Origin of the sequence: Enterobacter sp. MF024 (assembly GCF_005843915.1) — a bacterium.
GTDB lineage: Bacteria > Pseudomonadota > Gammaproteobacteria > Enterobacterales > Enterobacteriaceae > Enterobacter > Enterobacter barmai.
Genome location: NZ_VCBB01000010.1, coordinates 268,450 through 284,550, shown reverse-complemented (window position 1 = coordinate 284,550; position 16,101 = coordinate 268,450). Strand labels below are relative to the sequence as shown.

Here is a 16,101-nt window from a genome sequence, read left to right as displayed (position 1 = left end):
CGTTACTTATTGGCGTCTTGATTCAGGACATCAGTCCCAGTGCGCGTTTTACCGGTCCAAAACTGCGGCGGTGGTGCTCAGTTGCGCCGTGTTCTGCCAGTCTTTCCAGATGGAAAGGGGTAGGATACCCCTTATGCTGGGCAAAGCCATACAGGGGATAAGTGAGATCCAGCGCGGCCATTTCGGCATCGCGCGTGACTTTAGCGATGATCGAGGCGGCGCTGATTTCGGCTACCCGGCTGTCGCCCTTTACCACCGCCAACGACGGCATGGGCAGCGCCGGACAACGATTACCGTCAATCAGCACATACTCCGGCACCACGCTCAGCCCGGCTACGGCACGCTGCATCGCCAGCATAGTGGCATGCAGAATGTTCAGCTCGTCGATCTCATGCGGTTCCGCACGCCCAACGCTCCAGGACAGTGCTTTCTCTTTGATTTCATCGAATAACGCCAGGCGGCGCTTTTCGGATAATTTCTTCGAATCATTCAGACCGATTATCGGCCGGGCAGGATCGAGGATCACCGCGGCAGTCACTACTGCCCCCACCAGCGGGCCACGTCCTACTTCATCCACACCCGCCACCAGATGGGTGTGAGGGTAAACAAATTCCATCATTTCGCTAACTCCAGCACCGCGTCAGCTGCCTGCTCGTCGGCATTGCAGCGGATCTGCTGATGCAGTTCCCGGAATGTGTCATGCATTTCGTGGCTGGTTTTGCCGTCTGCCAGCAGCGGCAGCAGCGCAGCGGCTAAGGCCTGCGGCTCGCACTCATCCTGCAGCAGCTCTTTCACCAGCTCGCGGCGGGCAAGCAGGTTGGGCAGGGAGACGTAATCCGTTTTCACCAGCCGTTTTGCCAGCCAGAAGGTAAAGGGCTTCATACGATAGCCTACGACCATCGGGCATTTCGCCAGCATGCACTCCAGCGCAGCAGTGCCCGATGCCAGCAAGGCGGCATCGCTGGCCACCATCGCTTCACGACCTTTGCCATCTAAAAGATGAACATGCAAATCCGGGGCGACCTCTGCCTTAATGCGCTCAAACTGCTCGCGGCGTTTGGCATTTACCAGCGGCACGACCACTTCCAGGTCAGGGTAAGTCTGACGCAGGATTTGTGCGGTTTTCAGAAAATCAGCGCTGAGCATTTCCACTTCTGCACCCCGGCTCCCCGGCAGCAGGGCCAGACAGTGGGCGTCATGCGGAATGCCAAGCTGGTCACGTGCGGCATTTTTATCGGGATCAAGCGGCATGGCATCGGCCATGGTGTGACCGATAAAGCGGCACGGAACGTTGAATTTATCGTAAAACGCTTTTTCGAAAGGCAGGAAGGCCAGTACCAGATTCGTCGATCTGCCTATTTTGAAAACGCGTTTCTGTCGCCACGCCCAGACGGACGGACTGACATAGTGGATGGTTTTGATCCCCTGCTTTTTCAGATTACCTTCGAGGGTAATATTGAAATCAGGTGCATCAATACCCACAAACACATCGGGCTGAAGCTCGGTAAAACGACGCGTCAGATCGGCGCGGATATGCAGTAACCGGCGCAGGCGACCCAGCACCTCAACGATGCCCATCACCGCCAGCTCTTCCATTTCGTACCAGGCTTCACATCCTTCAGCCTGCATCAATGGACCGGCAACGCCGACAAAGCGCGCATTGGGAACGCGCGCTTTGAGCGCTCGAATCAGACCTGCACCAAGAATATCGCCGGAGGTTTCTCCGGCGACAAGGGCGATCGTAAGCGGGCGACTATCAACCATTAACGAATCAGACCACGAGTTGAGCGTGCGAAGAACTCCACGAACGCGTTCACCTCAGGATGCTGTTTCGCCAGTTCGGCAATTTCCGGCTTAGCCTCTTCCAGCGTTTTACCGTTACGGTACAACTGCTTGTAGGCGTTACGGATTGCCATAATCGCTTCACGGCTGAAACCGCGACGCTTAAGGCCTTCGATGTTAACGCCAAACGGCGTCGCATGGTTACCCTGCGCAATCACATACGGCGGGACGTCCTGCGCCACGCCGGAGCAGCCGCCGACCATCACGTGCGCACCAATGATGCAGAACTGATGGACTGCGGTCATGCCGCCAATGATGGCATGATCGTCAACTGATACGTGTCCCGCCAGCGTTGCATTGTTGGCGAGAATACAGCGGTTACCAACGGTACAGTCATGCGCGATGTGCGCGTTGACCATAAACAGGTTATCGCTGCCCACCTTCGTCAACTCACCACCCTGTACTGTGCCACGATGAATGGTGACGCTTTCGCGAATGCGGTTACGATCGCCAATTTCCACACGGGTTGGTTCGCCAGCATATTTCAGATCCTGGTTAACTTCACCGATGGAGGCGAACTGATAGATCACGTTGTCGCGGCCAATGGTCGTATGACCATTCACAACGACGTGAGATTTCAGTACGGTACCCTCACCAATTTCGACATGGGGTCCAACAATACAAAATGGACCAATGTGGACGTTAGCGCCGATAACGGCACCCTCTTCCACAATGGCGGTTGGATGAATAAAGGCGGTTTTATCAATCACGTATCAGGCCTCCCGGCTACGCGCACACATCATGGTAGCTTCGCAAACAACTTTGCCGTCAACCAGAGCTACGCCTTTGAAGCGAGTCAGGCCGCGACGCGTTTTTTCAAAAGTCACTTCCATGATCATCTGATCACCAGGCACAACCGGGCGCTTGAAGCGCGCTTCGTCGATACCTGCGAAGTAATACAGCTCACCCGGCTCCAGTTTACCAACGCTTTTAAACGCCAGAATACCGGTAGCCTGAGCCATCGCTTCCAGGATCAATACGCCCGGGAAGATAGGCTTCCCAGGGAAATGCCCCTGGAAGAATGGCTCGTTTACAGAAACATTTTTCACTGCGCGCAGAAAACGACCTTCTTCAAAATCCAGCACACGGTCTACCAGCAAAAACGGGTAGCGGTGCGGCAGAAGTTCTAAAATCTCTTCAATATGCAGAGTATGAGTGTCAGTAGTCAAAATACTCTTCCTGTCAAAATATCTGAATGGCAATAATAACACGGCCTGCCGGTTTATAAGAAAGCCGACAGGCCGGGAAGTGTGCGTTAAACGGGTGAACGCTTAGTCTTGTTGATCGATTTTGCGCTCAATGGCCTTGAGGCGCTTACTCATATCATCAATATTCATCACCAGGGCGGCAGTTTTACGCCACACCTTGTTAGGCTGCAACGGAATACCTGAGGAGTAGACACCCGGTTCGGTGATAGGACGCATAACCATGCCCATACCGGTAACCGTGACCTTGTCGCATATTTCCATATGCCCGTTAATTACGCTGGCACCGCCAATCATACAGTAACGGCCAATCTTCAGGCTGCCAGCCATAATAACGCCACCGGCAACCGCAGTATTGTCGCCAATCACAACGTTATGTGCAATCTGGCACTGGTTATCGATGATAACACCATTACCGATAATCGTATCATCAAGCGCACCACGGTCAATTGTCGTGCAGGCGCCGATTTCGACGCGATCACCGATGATCACCCGGCCAAGTTGCGGGATCTTAATCCAGTTACCACGATCGTTGGCATAACCGAAACCATCCGAACCGATGACGGTGCTGGACTGGATCAGGCAATTTTCGCCAATTTCGATCTCATGATAAACAGAGACATTGGCCCACAGGCGAGAGCCTGCACCAATTTTTGTTTTTTTACCGACGAAGCAACCGGCACCAATCACCACGTTATCGCCCAGCACCACGTCTGATTCGATAACCGCATTTGCACCAATTGATACGTTGTTACCCAGCTTCGCCGTCGGGTCAATCACCGCACTGGGTGCGATGTTTTGCGCCGGCTGCGGCGTGGTATCCAGAATTTGTGCCATACGGGCATACGTCAGGTAGGGGTTCTTCACTACCAGCGCAGCACCTGCGGCAAACGGCAAATCGTCCTGCGTCATGACGACAGCAGACGCCTGGCAAAGGGCCAGATGTTCACGGTACTTAGGGCTTACCATGAAGGTGATATTGCCTGCTTTAGCAGATTGCATGGACGCAACAGCGGTGATGACGATATCGCCATCACCGTGTAATTCTGCATCCAACTGCTGAGCTAAATCAGCGAGTCGAATTGAAGGCATTACTTATTTAACCTGTTTCAGGACATCGGCGGTGATGTCTTTAACATCGCTGCTGTTGAATGCAACGGCATTAGCATCAACAACCAGATCGATGCTCTGATCGGCAGCAACAGCTTTTACAGCGGACTGGATACGGGTAACCAGCTTGCCGCGTTCTTCGTTAGAACGACGCTGACGATCCTGCTCAAAAGCTTGCGCTTTCTGAGAGAAAGTCTGACGCTGAGCCATTACATCTTTTTCCAGCTTGCTGCGGTCGCTCGCTTTCATGGTAGAACCATCGCGTTGCAGACGCTGCATTTTGGATTGCAGATCGTTTTCCATACCCTGCAGTTCGCTTGCACGGCTTTTGAACTCGCCTTCCAGCTTGGCAGAAACACCGGTTTTCTGCGCAACCTGCTGGAACAAGTTACCCATATTGACGATTGCAATTTTGTCCGCTGCCTGAGCAGAAGTTGCCATCGCTAAACCGAGACCTGCAGCTAATAACCACTTTTTCACAATTAACTCCTTACCATCCCATTGGTACCCGAGGGTACCGTTCTTTGCGTGGCAAGGCGATCCTGCGATCGCCAGTTGTCAGCGCTACACTGCCAACGCATTCCGTTGCAACGGACAATTACCAGGTTTTACCAATGTTAAACTGGAACTGCTCCGCTTTGTCTCCCTCGTATTTCTTAAACGGCTGGGCGTAGGAGAAGACCAACGGCCCCAGCGGTGACATCCATTGTAGTGCGAGACCGGCAGACATACGAATATTGCTCGGATCGCTGTAGTCAGGAATGCCCGCAGCTCTCGTTTCAGCCGTATTCTGCCAGTTAGTATCCCATACGGTACCTGCATCCAGGAAGAACGAGGTACGTACGGAATTGGCATACTTATCGCTGATGAACGGCGTAGGAGTAATAAACTCCAGGCTGGCGACACCCATGGCGTTACCGCCCACTGCATCATCAGAGCTACATACTTCGCTAGAAGACGCCTTATCGCAGTTATCTTCGTCGTTGCCGCCGTAGTAGGCCGCTTTCGGACCAATGTTATTGGACTGGAAGCCACGTACGGTGCTGGAACCACCGGCGTAGAAGTTCTCATAGAATGGCAGTTCTTTGCCACCTAAGCCATCGCCGTAACCCCAACGCGTACGACCCAGAACCACCCATTTATGATCTTCGTCGATCGGGAAGTAGGACGCAGTATCCAGCGTAACCTTGTAGAACTCGTTATCCGAGCCCGGGATTGTCACTTTACCGTTCAGGTTGACGCGCGAACCTTCGGTCGGGAAGAAACCACGGTCGAGGCGGTTGTACGTCCAGCCATAGTTGAAGGTGAAGTCATCGGCGGCAAAGCCGTTGTCATCATTCGAGGTGCTGGCAGGCTCTCCGATAGAGTCCAGATAACGCCACATTGCCACCTGCGGCTGCATGTTGGACAGGTCGTTATGCACATAACCTAAGCCCGCACGCAGGGTGTTGTATTCGTTGATCGGGAATCCGAGCGTACCGTCTAAGCCGTAACTTTTGTTGGTATACGAAGACAGGTCCGCATCATCCGCTTTAAAGTCGTTATAGAAAATACGACCGCCCAGACTCACACCATCAACGGTGAAGTAAGGGTTTGTCACGGAGAGTTCAGAGTAAGTCTGGTAGTCGTTTTTGGTTCCGTTGATACCGACGGAGTAACCTGTACCTAACCAGTTATCCTGCTGTACGCCCACCTGGAAGCTGACGCCACTCTCTGTGCCGTAACCGACACCAAAGTTAAAGCTACCGGTGTTACGCTCTTTAACCTTGTAAACGACGTCGACCTGATCCGGTTTACCTGGAACACGCTGGGTGTCGGTATCAACCGTTTCGAAGTAGCCCAGACGGTTCAGACGCTCTTTACCCTGATCGACCAGGTCGCTGCCCAGCCAGGCCCCTTCCATCTGGCGCATTTCGCGGCGCAGTACGGCATCTTTGGAGGTATCGTTACCCTCAAAGCGGATCTTACGCACGTAGAAACGGTTGCCCGCATCGACGTTAACGTGGAGCTTAACGGTTTTATCCGTATCGTTGATTTCAGGCTGGGTCTGAACGCGCGGGTAAGCATAACCATAACGGCCGAGCAGCTTTTTAATGCCGTCTTCCATTTTGGTCACTTTCGAACCGCTATAGAGTTCACCCGGCTGCAATTTGGTCAGGCTTTCGATCTCAGCAGAGTGACCCGCCAGGTTGCCACTCACTTCAACACCTGAAAGCTTGTACTGATCGCCTTCGGTAATGTTGACCGTGATGTAGATACCCTTCTTGTCCGGCGTCAGGCTAACCTGAGTCGAGTCGATGTTGAAACGGGCATAACCACGGTCCAGATAGTAGCTGCGCAGGGTCTCGAGATCGCCCGCCAGTTTCTGTTTCTGGTATTTACGGTCGCCCACCACGTTCCACCACGGCACTTCGTCACGCAGCTGGAACGTTGAGATCAGTTCATCGGTGCTGAACGCGTGGTTACCCACGATGTTGATCTGCTGAATCTTCGCGGAAACACCTTCCTGGAAGACCAGTTTCAGATCGACACGGTTACGCGGCAGTGGCGTCACAACCGCTTTTACGCTCGCGCTGTATTTACCGACGCTGTAGTAGAAATCTTCCAGCCCTTTCTCGATATCAGACAGGGTGGTGCGATCCAGGGATTCGCCGACACGGACGCCAGAGGCCTCGAGGTTCTGCTTGAGCATATCGTCTTTCACCGACTTGTTGCCGGAGAAGGTGATGCTGGCAATTGTCGGACGCTCTTTTACCTGAACGAGCAGCGTATCACCATCGCGCAGAACGCGTACGTCCTCGAAGTTGCCGGTGGCAAACAGAGCGCGAATGGTATTACTAATGTCTTCATCATTAACCGTGTCGCCTGGGCGCACTGGCATACTGAGGAGGGCCGCACCAACGGCGACTCGCTGAAGGCCTTCGAAATGAATATCTCTCACTACGAACCCGTCAGCACCGTATACGGTCGCGCTGCTAAACAGCAGCGACGCTATGAGCAACTTTTTCATCGCCATCGTTATTATGCGTTCTTCCTAACACTCTCTTACAACCGAGAGAAATCATTGAAAAGTGCAAGCCCCATTAACAGCACCAGTAAAATCGAACCAATGCGATAACTAAAGTCTTGAACTCGCTCGGATACCGGCCCGCCTTTTAGCTTCTCTATCGCTAAAAACAGCAGATGACCCCCGTCTAAGACGGGAAGTGGGAACAGGTTGATTATCCCGAGGTTCACGCTAATGAGCGCCAAAAACATCAGATAGTAAATCACCCCGAACTCTGCTGACATCCCAGCCCCCTGAGCGATCGAGATCGGCCCACTGAGGTTGTTCAGTTTTACGTCACCGGTAATCAATTTACCCAGCATCTGCACGGTCAGCTTCATCAGTTGCCATGTTTTATCCGTGGCTTCAAGGATGGCGCTGAACGGCCCATACTGGCGTATTGTCTTGTACTCATCAGGCAGCGGGATCACTTTAGGCACCACGCCTGCGAACCCTTCAGCCTTACCGCCGCCCGGTTTGGTATCCGGAATCAACGTTAAGGAGAGCGGACTCCCCTGCCTTTCTATCTCCAGCGCCAGTGGCGTACCTGGGTTATCGCGCACCAGAGTAACAAAAGTCATCCATTGCGTTAAAGGCTGACCATCGACTTTAACGATCCTGTCGCCTGCTTGCAAACCTGCTTTACGCGCCGCTGAATCAGCCTGGACTTCTGCCAGCACCGGTTCAATCTGTGCGCCACGTGGCCGAATGCCTAATGCCGCAACGGGATCTTCTTTATCCGGCTCAAAGGTCCAGTGGCGTAAATCCAGAATTTTGTCCTGACGCTGGTCAGAACCGAAAGGCGACACGCTGACGGTCGTCTTCTCATCGCCAATTTTAGCCACCAGTTGCAACCGAACGGCATCCCAATCAGGGGTTTCGATACCATCAATTGCTTTAAGTTCCATGCCCGGATTAATTTGCGCGCTTGCCGCGATGGAGTTGGGCGTAATTTCACCAACAACCGGACGAACACCAGGGACACCGATGATAAACACCAGCCAGTAAGCAAAGATGGCGAAGATGAAGTTTGCAACCGGACCGGCAGCAATAATAGCGGCGCGCTGGCCAACCGTTTTGTTGTTGAACGCGTAGTGGCGCACTTCAGGCGCAACCGGCTCTACGCGTTCATCCAGCATTTTGACGTAGCCGCCTAAGGGGATAAGGGCAATAACAAATTCTGTGCCGTGGCGGTCGTTACGACGCCAGAGCGCTTTACCAAAGCCAATGGAAAAGCGCTCAACACGCACGCCACAGCGCCGAGCAACCCAGAAATGGCCAAATTCATGCACCGTGATTAGTACACCCAGTGCAACAATGAACGCCGCCAGATTCCAGAGAATGCTAAGCATAAAACCTTCCGTTAAATCGTCCCAAACACCAGTAAAAACAGGCAGGCAAACACGGGAACTGCTGCCGTCAGGCTGTCTATGCGATCCAGGATACCGCCGTGCCCTGGAATGAGATTGCCACTGTCTTTGATCCCTGCTTCACGCTTAAACATACTCTCGGTCAAATCACCCAGCACGGAAGCCAGCGCTGCAACGATTGAACAGACCAGTAATGTTGCCGGTGCGACCTCGAGGTTGGCCCATACACCATAACCCCAGGAGATAATCGCCGCCGTAAACAGACCGCCGATAAAGCCCTGCCAGGTTTTACCCGGGGAGACCTTCGGGGCCAGTTTATGTTTGCCAAACAGTTTACCAAACATATAGGCGCCAGAGTCAGCCCCCCAGACGAGAATCATGACATAGAGCAGCCATAACGCGCCGCTGTAAGGGTTGTCGTCGTAGTGCCAGGTACGGAGGGCAAGCATTCCCCAGAAGAAAGGAACGATGGTGAACAGCCCAAAACAGAGGCGCAACACTTTAGAGTTACGCCACAGCGAGGCAGAGCCCGGATAGAAAAGCACCAGCAGCAACGCTGCCAGCCACCATCCTAGCGAAAGCCAGAGCGAACCTGCAATGATCGGCTGATGAATATTGTGATGGTACTCTGGCAGCATAAAGAGCATCAGCGCCAGCATCAGGCCGCACAGCACCGCCAGCCATACCCGCTGGGAACGCGATGTAAAGCCGCTAAGCTGTCCCCATTCCCACGCCGCCAGCATGCAGACGACCAGTGTGACAATAGCAAATCCCACCGGAGGCAGTAAAAACAGCGCCGCGATGACAACAGGTATTAAAACAAACGCAGAAATCAGGCGATACTTCAGCAAAAGCTACCCCCATCAGGCGTTGTCGCCACCAGGCTCGGTACCACCGAAACGACGCTCTCGATTGGCAAAGGCATGCAGCGCACCTTCAAAGTCTTGTTCATCAAAATCGGGCCAAAGAACATCTGTAAAGTAAAGTTCGGCATAGGCAATTTGCCACAGCAAAAAGTTACTGATGCGATGTTCTCCCCCTGTCCTAATTACTAAATCCACGGGTGTCAGTTCACTCATGCAGATTTGCTTGCTCAGCGCCTCTTCATCAATCTGGTCCGGCCTTATGAGCCCTTCCTGAACCTGTTCAGCCAATTGCCGCACACCCTGGACAATATCCCAACGTCCGCCATAATTCGCCGCGATATTGAGCGTTAAGCCGGTGTTTTGCCCGGTTAATGCTTCCGCTTTACGAATACGTTCCTGCAGACGTGAGTTAAAACGACTGGTATCGCCGATAATCCGCAGGCGAACGTTGTGGCGGTGCAGGCTTTTTACTTCGCTGTCGAGCGCCCACACGAACAATTCCATCAACGCGCTAACTTCCTGCGCAGGTCGATTCCAGTTTTCACTGCTGAAAGCATAGAGCGTTAACGCGTCAATGCCGTTATTGGCGGCAAAAGAAACAGCGCGGCGCACAGATTTTGCCCCAGCTTTATGCCCAAAGGCTCGGATCTTCCCTTGTCTTTTCGCCCAGCGGCCATTGCCATCCATGATGATTGCTACATGACGACAGCCATGAGCTGGCAAGTTTTCGCTTATTGGTTGGTTCGCAGACAACATAACGCGTTTTTGGTCCCTGAAAGGATTTAACGGTACTCAGGAATACTGAAGCCTTTACGTAAAAAAGCCGTGTCATACCACGGCTTACCTGACCACGTAACGTCAACAACCCGCAATCAGGTGGCGCAGACTATATCACTGAAGCCCAACGCTAACAAATAGCATGACCACCTGCGGGTGGATTATCACCAGCTTGCGAGGTGCGTCACCGCTTTTTGCGCCGTGGCTCTGGCGTTCGCATCGACGGTCAATACGTCATCCACACTTTGCGGTTCGCGTAAATCCATCGCCTCAAGAACAGACAGGTTCAGCGCAGCGATATCCGTAAAGCGGATCCGATTATCGAGGAAAGCGGCGACAGCGATTTCGTTCGCCGCGTTGAGTGCGGTCGTTGCCGCCTGCCCCTGCTCGAAGGCTTCCATCGCCAGCTTCAGGCACGGATAGCGCTGATAATCAGGCGCGCTGAAGGTCAGCGCACTCAGTTTACAGAAATCGAGCGGCTTAACGCCTGAGAGCACGCGGTTTGGCCAGGCCATGGTATGGGCGATAGGCGTACGCATATCGGGTTCACCTAACTGTGCCATCACGCTGCCATCACGATAACGTACCATGGAGTGGATCACCGACTGCGGGTGAATCAACACTTCCATCTGCGCTGCCGAGGCGTTGAACAACCAGCGGGCTTCAATATATTCCAGACCTTTATTCATCATGGTGGCCGAATCAACGGAGATTTTACGCCCCATCGACCAGTTCGGGTGACGGCATGCCTGATCCGGGGTCATCGAGACCAGTTCAGACAGCGGTGTGTCACGGAACGGGCCACCAGACCCGGTAAGCAGGATAGAAGAGACGCCATTCTGCTCGAGATCAGCGTACCCCAGGTTCTCCTGAAACGGTTGCGGTAAACTCTGAAAAATCGCGTTATGTTCGCTATCTACCGGCAAAAGACGCGCGCCATTGCGCTTCACGGCATCCATAAACAGACGACCACAGGTCACAAGGGACTCTTTGTTTGCCAGCAAAACGGATTTTCCGGCATCGATGGCGGCAAGCGTCGGCAGCAGTCCCGCCGCACCCACGATAGCGGCCATTACCTGGTCGACGTCATCCAGCGCGGCCATTTCGCAGGCAGCCTTTGGCCCGCTTAACACCTCGGTGCGACTCCCCTTCTCCGCCAGCAACGCCTTAACCTGCCGGGCGCTCGCTTCATCATCCATCACCGCATAGCGCGGGGTAAACTCCAGACACTGTTCCACCATACGGTGAACATTTTTGCCTGCGACAAGGGCGGCCACCGCGTAGTGGTCTGGGTTATGGCGAACAACATCGAGAGTGCTGCAACCAATGGAGCCGGTCGAGCCAAGGAGAGTTAATTGCTTCATGAGATGCCCGGAATAGTGAACCAGAAAAGCAAAACGCCGCCAGCAAAGCCCAAAGGCCTTCTGTACGGCGTTTTATCAGATTACGACAGAAATCAGAACTGCATCAGCTCTGCTTCTTTTTCTGCCAGCGCCGCGTCAATTTTCTTGATAGCGGCATCAGTCAGTTTCTGAACGTCGTCCTGAGAACGGCGATCGTCGTCTTCGCTGATCTCTTTCTCTTTCAGCAGCGCCTTCACTTTATCGTTCGCGTCACGACGAACGTTACGCACGGAAACACGGCCCTGCTCGGCTTCGCCACGAACCACTTTGATCAGGTCTTTACGACGCTCTTCGGTCAGCGGTGGCAGCGGAACGCGAATATCGGTGCCTGCTGAGCTTGGGTTCAGACCCAGATCGGACGCCATGATCGCTTTCTCAACGGCCGGACCCATAGAGCGGTCAAACACGTTGATTTTCAGCGTACGGGTATCTTCAACCGTAACCTGCGCCAGCTGACGCAGCGGCGTTGGCGTACCGTAGTATTCCACGACGATGCCATCCAGCAGGCTTGGAGAAGCACGGCCAGTACGAATTTTGCTGATTTGGGTTTTGAACGCTTCTACACATTTGTCCATGCGTACTTCAGCATCTTTTCTGATGTCGTTAATCACGTTACGAATCCTTGAAAACTTGTCTCAGGCAGACTATCCGCCAGCACAGCTGCTACAGGTGTGCTAAGTATAGTCGCGTTTAATTCATGACAACGCCAAAGGCGCGTCCAGGTAAGATATCACTACAATGTAGAGCGGAATCTTACCTGTATTTATCGTCAACGGAAATTACTCCGTGATCAAAGTGCCTTCTTTTTCGCCCATAACAACGCGGCGCAGTGCGCCAGGCTTGTTCATGTTGAAGACACGAATCGGCAATTTGTGGTCGCGGGCCAGCGTAAAGGCGGCAAGATCCATCACTTTCAGCTCTTTATCCAGTACTTCGCTGTAGGTCAGCTGATCGTACATGGTTGCAGCAGGATCTTTTGCCGGATCGGCAGTAAACACGCCATCCACTTTGGTGGCTTTCAGTACCACATCGGCTTCGATTTCGATACCGCGCAGGCAGGCTGCGGAGTCGGTCGTAAAGAACGGATTACCCGTACCGGCGGAGAGGATCACCACGCGGTTATTGCGCAGCAGGCTGATCGCTTCGGCCCAGCTGTAGTTATCACATACGCCATTCAGCGGAATAGCGGACATCAGGCGCGCATTCACATAGGCACGATGCAGGGCATCACGCATTGCCAGGCCATTCATGACCGTTGCCAGCATACCCATGTGATCGCCCACAACGCGGTTCATGCCGGCTTTTGCCAGACCTGCGCCACGGAAAAGGTTACCACCGCCAATGACTACGCCAACCTGGATGCCCAGTTCAACCAGTTCTTTGATCTCCTGCGCCATGCGGTCAAGGATGCTTGCGTCAATACCGAAGCCTTCCGACCCCTGCAGCGCTTCGCCACTCAGCTTAAGCAGAATGCGTTTGTAAACGGGTTTTGCATTGGTAGCCATATTTCTTTCCTGGGACTGTCAACGATTAAGATGGGGGTTAATTCTGGCGACATGTTATATCGCAATTCAACACAGACTCTATAGGCGCCTGGCTGATTTACACAGACGTACACAAAAAGAAGCCGCCCTCAGGCGGCTTCTTTTCGCTGATTAAGACTGCTTGGACATTGCAGCAACTTCTGCTGCGAAGTCAGTCTCAACTTTCTCGATGCCTTCGCCCACTTCGAAGCGGATGAAGCCAGTTACGTCAGCGTTGTGCTCTTTCAGCAGCTGAGCAACAGTTTTGCTTGGATCCATAACGAATGGCTGGCCAGTCAGAGAAACTTCGCCGGTGAATTTCTTCATGCGGCCTTCAACCATTTTCTCTGCGATTTCTTTTGGCTTGCCAGACTGCATGGCGATGTCCAGCTGAACCTGGTACTCTTTTTCTACTACTTCAGCAGACACGTCTTCTGGCTTAACGAATTCTGGTTTGCTTGCAGCGATGTGCATTGCCAGCTGTTTAACCAGCTCTTCGTCAGCGCCTTTAGCAGCAACCAGAACACCGATACGTGCGCCGTGCTGGTATGAACCCAGAACATCGCCTTCCAGAGAAGAAACGCGACGGATGTTGATGTTCTCACCGATTTTAGCAACCAGAGCAACACGTTCTTCTTCGAACTGTGCTTTCAGAACTTCAACGTCAGTGATTTTGCCAGCAATAGCTGCGTCCAGAACTTTGTTAGCAAATGCCTGGAAACCGCCATCTTTAGCAACGAAGTCAGTCTGGCAGTTAACTTCCAGAATGATGCCGTAGGTGCCGTCGATCTTAGTGATGATCACGCCGTCAGCAGCAACGTTGCCTGCTTTTTTAGCTGCTTTGATCGCACCGGATTTACGCATGTTTTCGATTGCCAGCTCGATGTCGCCGTTCGCTTCAGTCAGCGCTTTTTTGCAATCCATCATGCCTGCGCCAGTACGCTCACGCAGCTCTTTTACCAGGGATGCGGTAATTTCAGCCATTCTTAAATCCTCGGGAGATGTGAACTGCCCGGCCAGCGGCCAAACAGTATAAATTGAAAAAAGGGGCCGATAATGGGCCCCTATTCATACACGGTACTAATAAGGGGTAGAACCTTATTATTCAGCTTCTACGAAGCTTTCTTCCGCCTGAGAAGCCAGATCCTGGGAACGGCCTTCACGAACGGTAGTAGCTACAGCGCTCAGGTACAGGCTAACAGCACGGATTGCATCGTCGTTACCCGGGATAACGAAGTCAACACCGTCCGGATCGGAGTTGGTATCAACGATTGCGAATACTGGGATACCCAGGTTGTTAGCTTCTTTGATTGCGATGTGCTCGTGGTCAGCATCGATTACGAACAGCGCGTCTGGCAGGCCGCCCATATCTTTGATACCGCCCAGGCTGTTTTCCAGCTTGTCCAGCTCACGAGTGCGCATCAGCGCTTCTTTTTTGGTCAGCTTTTCGAAAGTACCGTCCTGAGACTGGGTTTCCAGATCTTTCAGGCGCTTGATAGACTGACGAACGGTTTTCCAGTTAGTCAGCATACCGCCCAGCCAGCGATGGTTCACGAAGAACTGGTCGCAGCTGTTAGCAGCTTCTTTCACAGCTTCGCTTGCAGCGCGCTTAGTACCAACGAACAGAATCTTACCTTTACGGGAAGAGATCTTGTTCAGCTCAGCCAGGGCTTCGTTGAACATTGGTACAGTTTTCTCAAGGTTGATGATGTGAACTTTGTTACGTGCGCCGAAGATGAAAGGCTTCATTTTCGGGTTCCAGTAACGGGTCTGGTGACCGAAGTGAACACCAGCCTTGAGCATGTCGCGCATGGAAACAGTTGCCATGTTTTAAAACCTCTATTTAAAAGTTGGGGTTATGCCTCCACGTATCCCATATTACCGACCCCAAAGGGCACCCCGGAATATGTGCCGATACGTGTGTGTTGTTACACAAAGTGAGATTTGTCGCTCCCGTCCATCCTGTGTATCTGAAATGGATCGGAAGTCCGGCGCGCTTTATACCACAAAACGCTACCCGAAACCAACAATTGTTGGCCGTGTGTGCGGTAAAGGAATCTCAATTTGGCAGCATGTGCGCCAGACTGATACCATTGACAACACTTAGACTAGTATTGTCGAAAAAAACGACACTGATGGACAGATTACATGGCTATCTCTATTAAGACACCTGAAGAAATTGAAAAGATGCGCGTCGCCGGTCGTCTGGCCGCTGAAGTGCTGGAAATGATCGAGCCATTCGTTAAGCCTGGCGTCAGCACCGGCGAGCTGGATCGTATCTGTAACGACTATATCGTGAACGAGCAGCACGCGGTTTCCGCCTGCCTCGGCTATCACGGCTTCCCGAAATCCGTTTGCATCTCTATTAATGAAGTAGTCTGCCACGGCATTCCGGATGACGAAAAACTGCTGAAAGATGGCGACATCGTTAACATCGACGTGACCGTCATTAAAGATGAATACCACGGTGACACCTCTAAGATGTTCATCGTCGGTAAACCGACCATTCTGGGTGAGCGTCTGTGCAAAGTGACCCAGGAGAGCCTCTACCTGGCGCTGAAGATGGTTAAACCCGGCATTCGCCTGCGTACCCTTGGTGCGGCTATCCAGAAATTCGTTGAAGCCCAGGGCTTCTCTGTGGTGCGCGAATACTGCGGTCACGGCATTGGCCGTGTCTTCCACGAAGAGCCACAGGTTCTGCACTATGATGCCGATGACGGCGGCGTGGTGCTGCAGGCGGGCATGACCTTTACCATCGAGCCGATGGTCAACTCAGGTGATTACCGCATCCGTACCATGAAAGACGGCTGGACGGTGAAAACCAAAGACCGGAGCTTGTCTGCCCAGTACGAGCATACTATTGTGGTGACAGACAACGGCTGCGAAATTCTGACGTTACGCAAGGATGACACCATCCCGGCGATACTCTCGCAAGACGCATGATAAGAAGCCGGCAAAT

The 16,101-nt window shown here is 52.9% G+C and carries 16 protein-coding genes; 1 reads left to right on the top strand and 15 read right to left on the bottom strand.

Annotation, left to right across the window (positions count from 1 at the left end):
- Positions 1-22: 22 nt before the first annotated feature.
- The 15 genes from rnhB to rpsB all read right to left on the bottom strand — a co-directional run bounded on the left by rnhB (position 23) and on the right by rpsB (position 14,969).
- Entirely contained in the window at positions 23-619 is a 597-nt protein-coding gene (gene rnhB / locus FFB58_RS16650) for a ribonuclease HII (protein ID WP_039030300.1), read from the bottom strand.
- Positions 616-1,764: a lipid-A-disaccharide synthase gene (lpxB, locus tag FFB58_RS16645; protein WP_039030301.1), complete on the bottom strand. Its 1,149-nt coding sequence runs from the start codon at positions 1,762-1,764 to the stop codon at positions 616-618. Before lpxB ends, rnhB begins: the two co-directional genes overlap by 4 nt.
- On the bottom strand, positions 1,764-2,552 hold the full coding sequence (lpxA, locus tag FFB58_RS16640; RefSeq protein ID WP_032616625.1) for an acyl-ACP--UDP-N-acetylglucosamine O-acyltransferase: 789 nt from the start codon (positions 2,550-2,552) through the stop codon (positions 1,764-1,766). Before lpxA ends, lpxB begins: the two co-directional genes overlap by 1 nt.
- Positions 2,553-2,555: 3 nt before the next feature.
- Positions 2,556-3,011, bottom strand: coding sequence for a 3-hydroxyacyl-ACP dehydratase FabZ (fabZ, locus tag FFB58_RS16635; RefSeq protein WP_007373234.1), 456 nt, complete (start codon positions 3,009-3,011; stop codon positions 2,556-2,558).
- Between the two features lie 102 nt (positions 3,012-3,113).
- Complete coding sequence (gene lpxD / locus FFB58_RS16630) at positions 3,114-4,139, bottom strand: UDP-3-O-(3-hydroxymyristoyl)glucosamine N-acyltransferase (protein WP_039030302.1); 1,026 nt, start codon at positions 4,137-4,139, stop codon at positions 3,114-3,116.
- Positions 4,140-4,142: 3 nt separating this feature from the next.
- Positions 4,143-4,637, bottom strand: a complete 495-nt coding sequence (skp, locus tag FFB58_RS16625; protein ID WP_039030303.1) for a molecular chaperone Skp — start codon at positions 4,635-4,637, stop codon at positions 4,143-4,145.
- Positions 4,638-4,755: 118 nt separating this feature from the next.
- Complete coding sequence (gene bamA, locus FFB58_RS16620; protein WP_138370467.1) at positions 4,756-7,173, bottom strand: outer membrane protein assembly factor BamA; 2,418 nt, start codon at positions 7,171-7,173, stop codon at positions 4,756-4,758.
- A gap of 29 nt (positions 7,174-7,202) precedes the next feature.
- On the bottom strand, positions 7,203-8,555 hold the full coding sequence (gene rseP, locus FFB58_RS16615) for a sigma E protease regulator RseP (RefSeq protein WP_039030305.1): 1,353 nt from the start codon (positions 8,553-8,555) through the stop codon (positions 7,203-7,205).
- A gap of 11 nt (positions 8,556-8,566) precedes the next feature.
- Complete coding sequence (cdsA, locus tag FFB58_RS16610; protein WP_039030306.1) at positions 8,567-9,424, bottom strand: phosphatidate cytidylyltransferase; 858 nt, start codon at positions 9,422-9,424, stop codon at positions 8,567-8,569.
- A 12-nt stretch (positions 9,425-9,436) separates the two neighbouring features.
- Complete coding sequence (gene ispU, locus FFB58_RS16605) at positions 9,437-10,195, bottom strand: (2E,6E)-farnesyl-diphosphate-specific ditrans,polycis-undecaprenyl-diphosphate synthase (protein WP_039030307.1); 759 nt, start codon at positions 10,193-10,195, stop codon at positions 9,437-9,439.
- Positions 10,196-10,380: 185 nt separating this feature from the next.
- A complete protein-coding gene (ispC, locus tag FFB58_RS16600; protein WP_138370466.1) occupies positions 10,381-11,580 on the bottom strand; it encodes a 1-deoxy-D-xylulose-5-phosphate reductoisomerase in 1,200 nt (399 codons plus the stop codon).
- Between the two features lie 92 nt (positions 11,581-11,672).
- On the bottom strand, positions 11,673-12,230 hold the full coding sequence (gene frr, locus FFB58_RS16595) for a ribosome recycling factor (RefSeq protein ID WP_039030309.1): 558 nt from the start codon (positions 12,228-12,230) through the stop codon (positions 11,673-11,675).
- Positions 12,231-12,398: 168 nt separating this feature from the next.
- On the bottom strand, positions 12,399-13,124 hold the full coding sequence (gene pyrH / locus FFB58_RS16590) for a UMP kinase (RefSeq protein ID WP_032616613.1): 726 nt from the start codon (positions 13,122-13,124) through the stop codon (positions 12,399-12,401).
- Positions 13,125-13,274: 150 nt separating this feature from the next.
- Positions 13,275-14,126 (bottom strand): translation elongation factor Ts, encoded by an 852-nt coding sequence (gene tsf, locus FFB58_RS16585; RefSeq protein WP_039030310.1) that lies wholly within the window; start codon positions 14,124-14,126, stop codon positions 13,275-13,277.
- 117 nt (positions 14,127-14,243) lie between these two features.
- On the bottom strand, positions 14,244-14,969 hold the full coding sequence (gene rpsB, locus FFB58_RS16580) for a 30S ribosomal protein S2 (protein WP_103178332.1): 726 nt from the start codon (positions 14,967-14,969) through the stop codon (positions 14,244-14,246).
- Between the two features lie 321 nt (positions 14,970-15,290).
- On the opposite strand from rpsB, the gene map reads away from it, so the two are divergent.
- The gene (map, locus tag FFB58_RS16575; protein WP_138370465.1) at positions 15,291-16,085 is read left to right on the top strand and encodes a type I methionyl aminopeptidase; all 795 of its coding nucleotides are present in this window, start codon (positions 15,291-15,293) and stop codon (positions 16,083-16,085) included.
- Positions 16,086-16,101 lie beyond the last annotated feature (16 nt).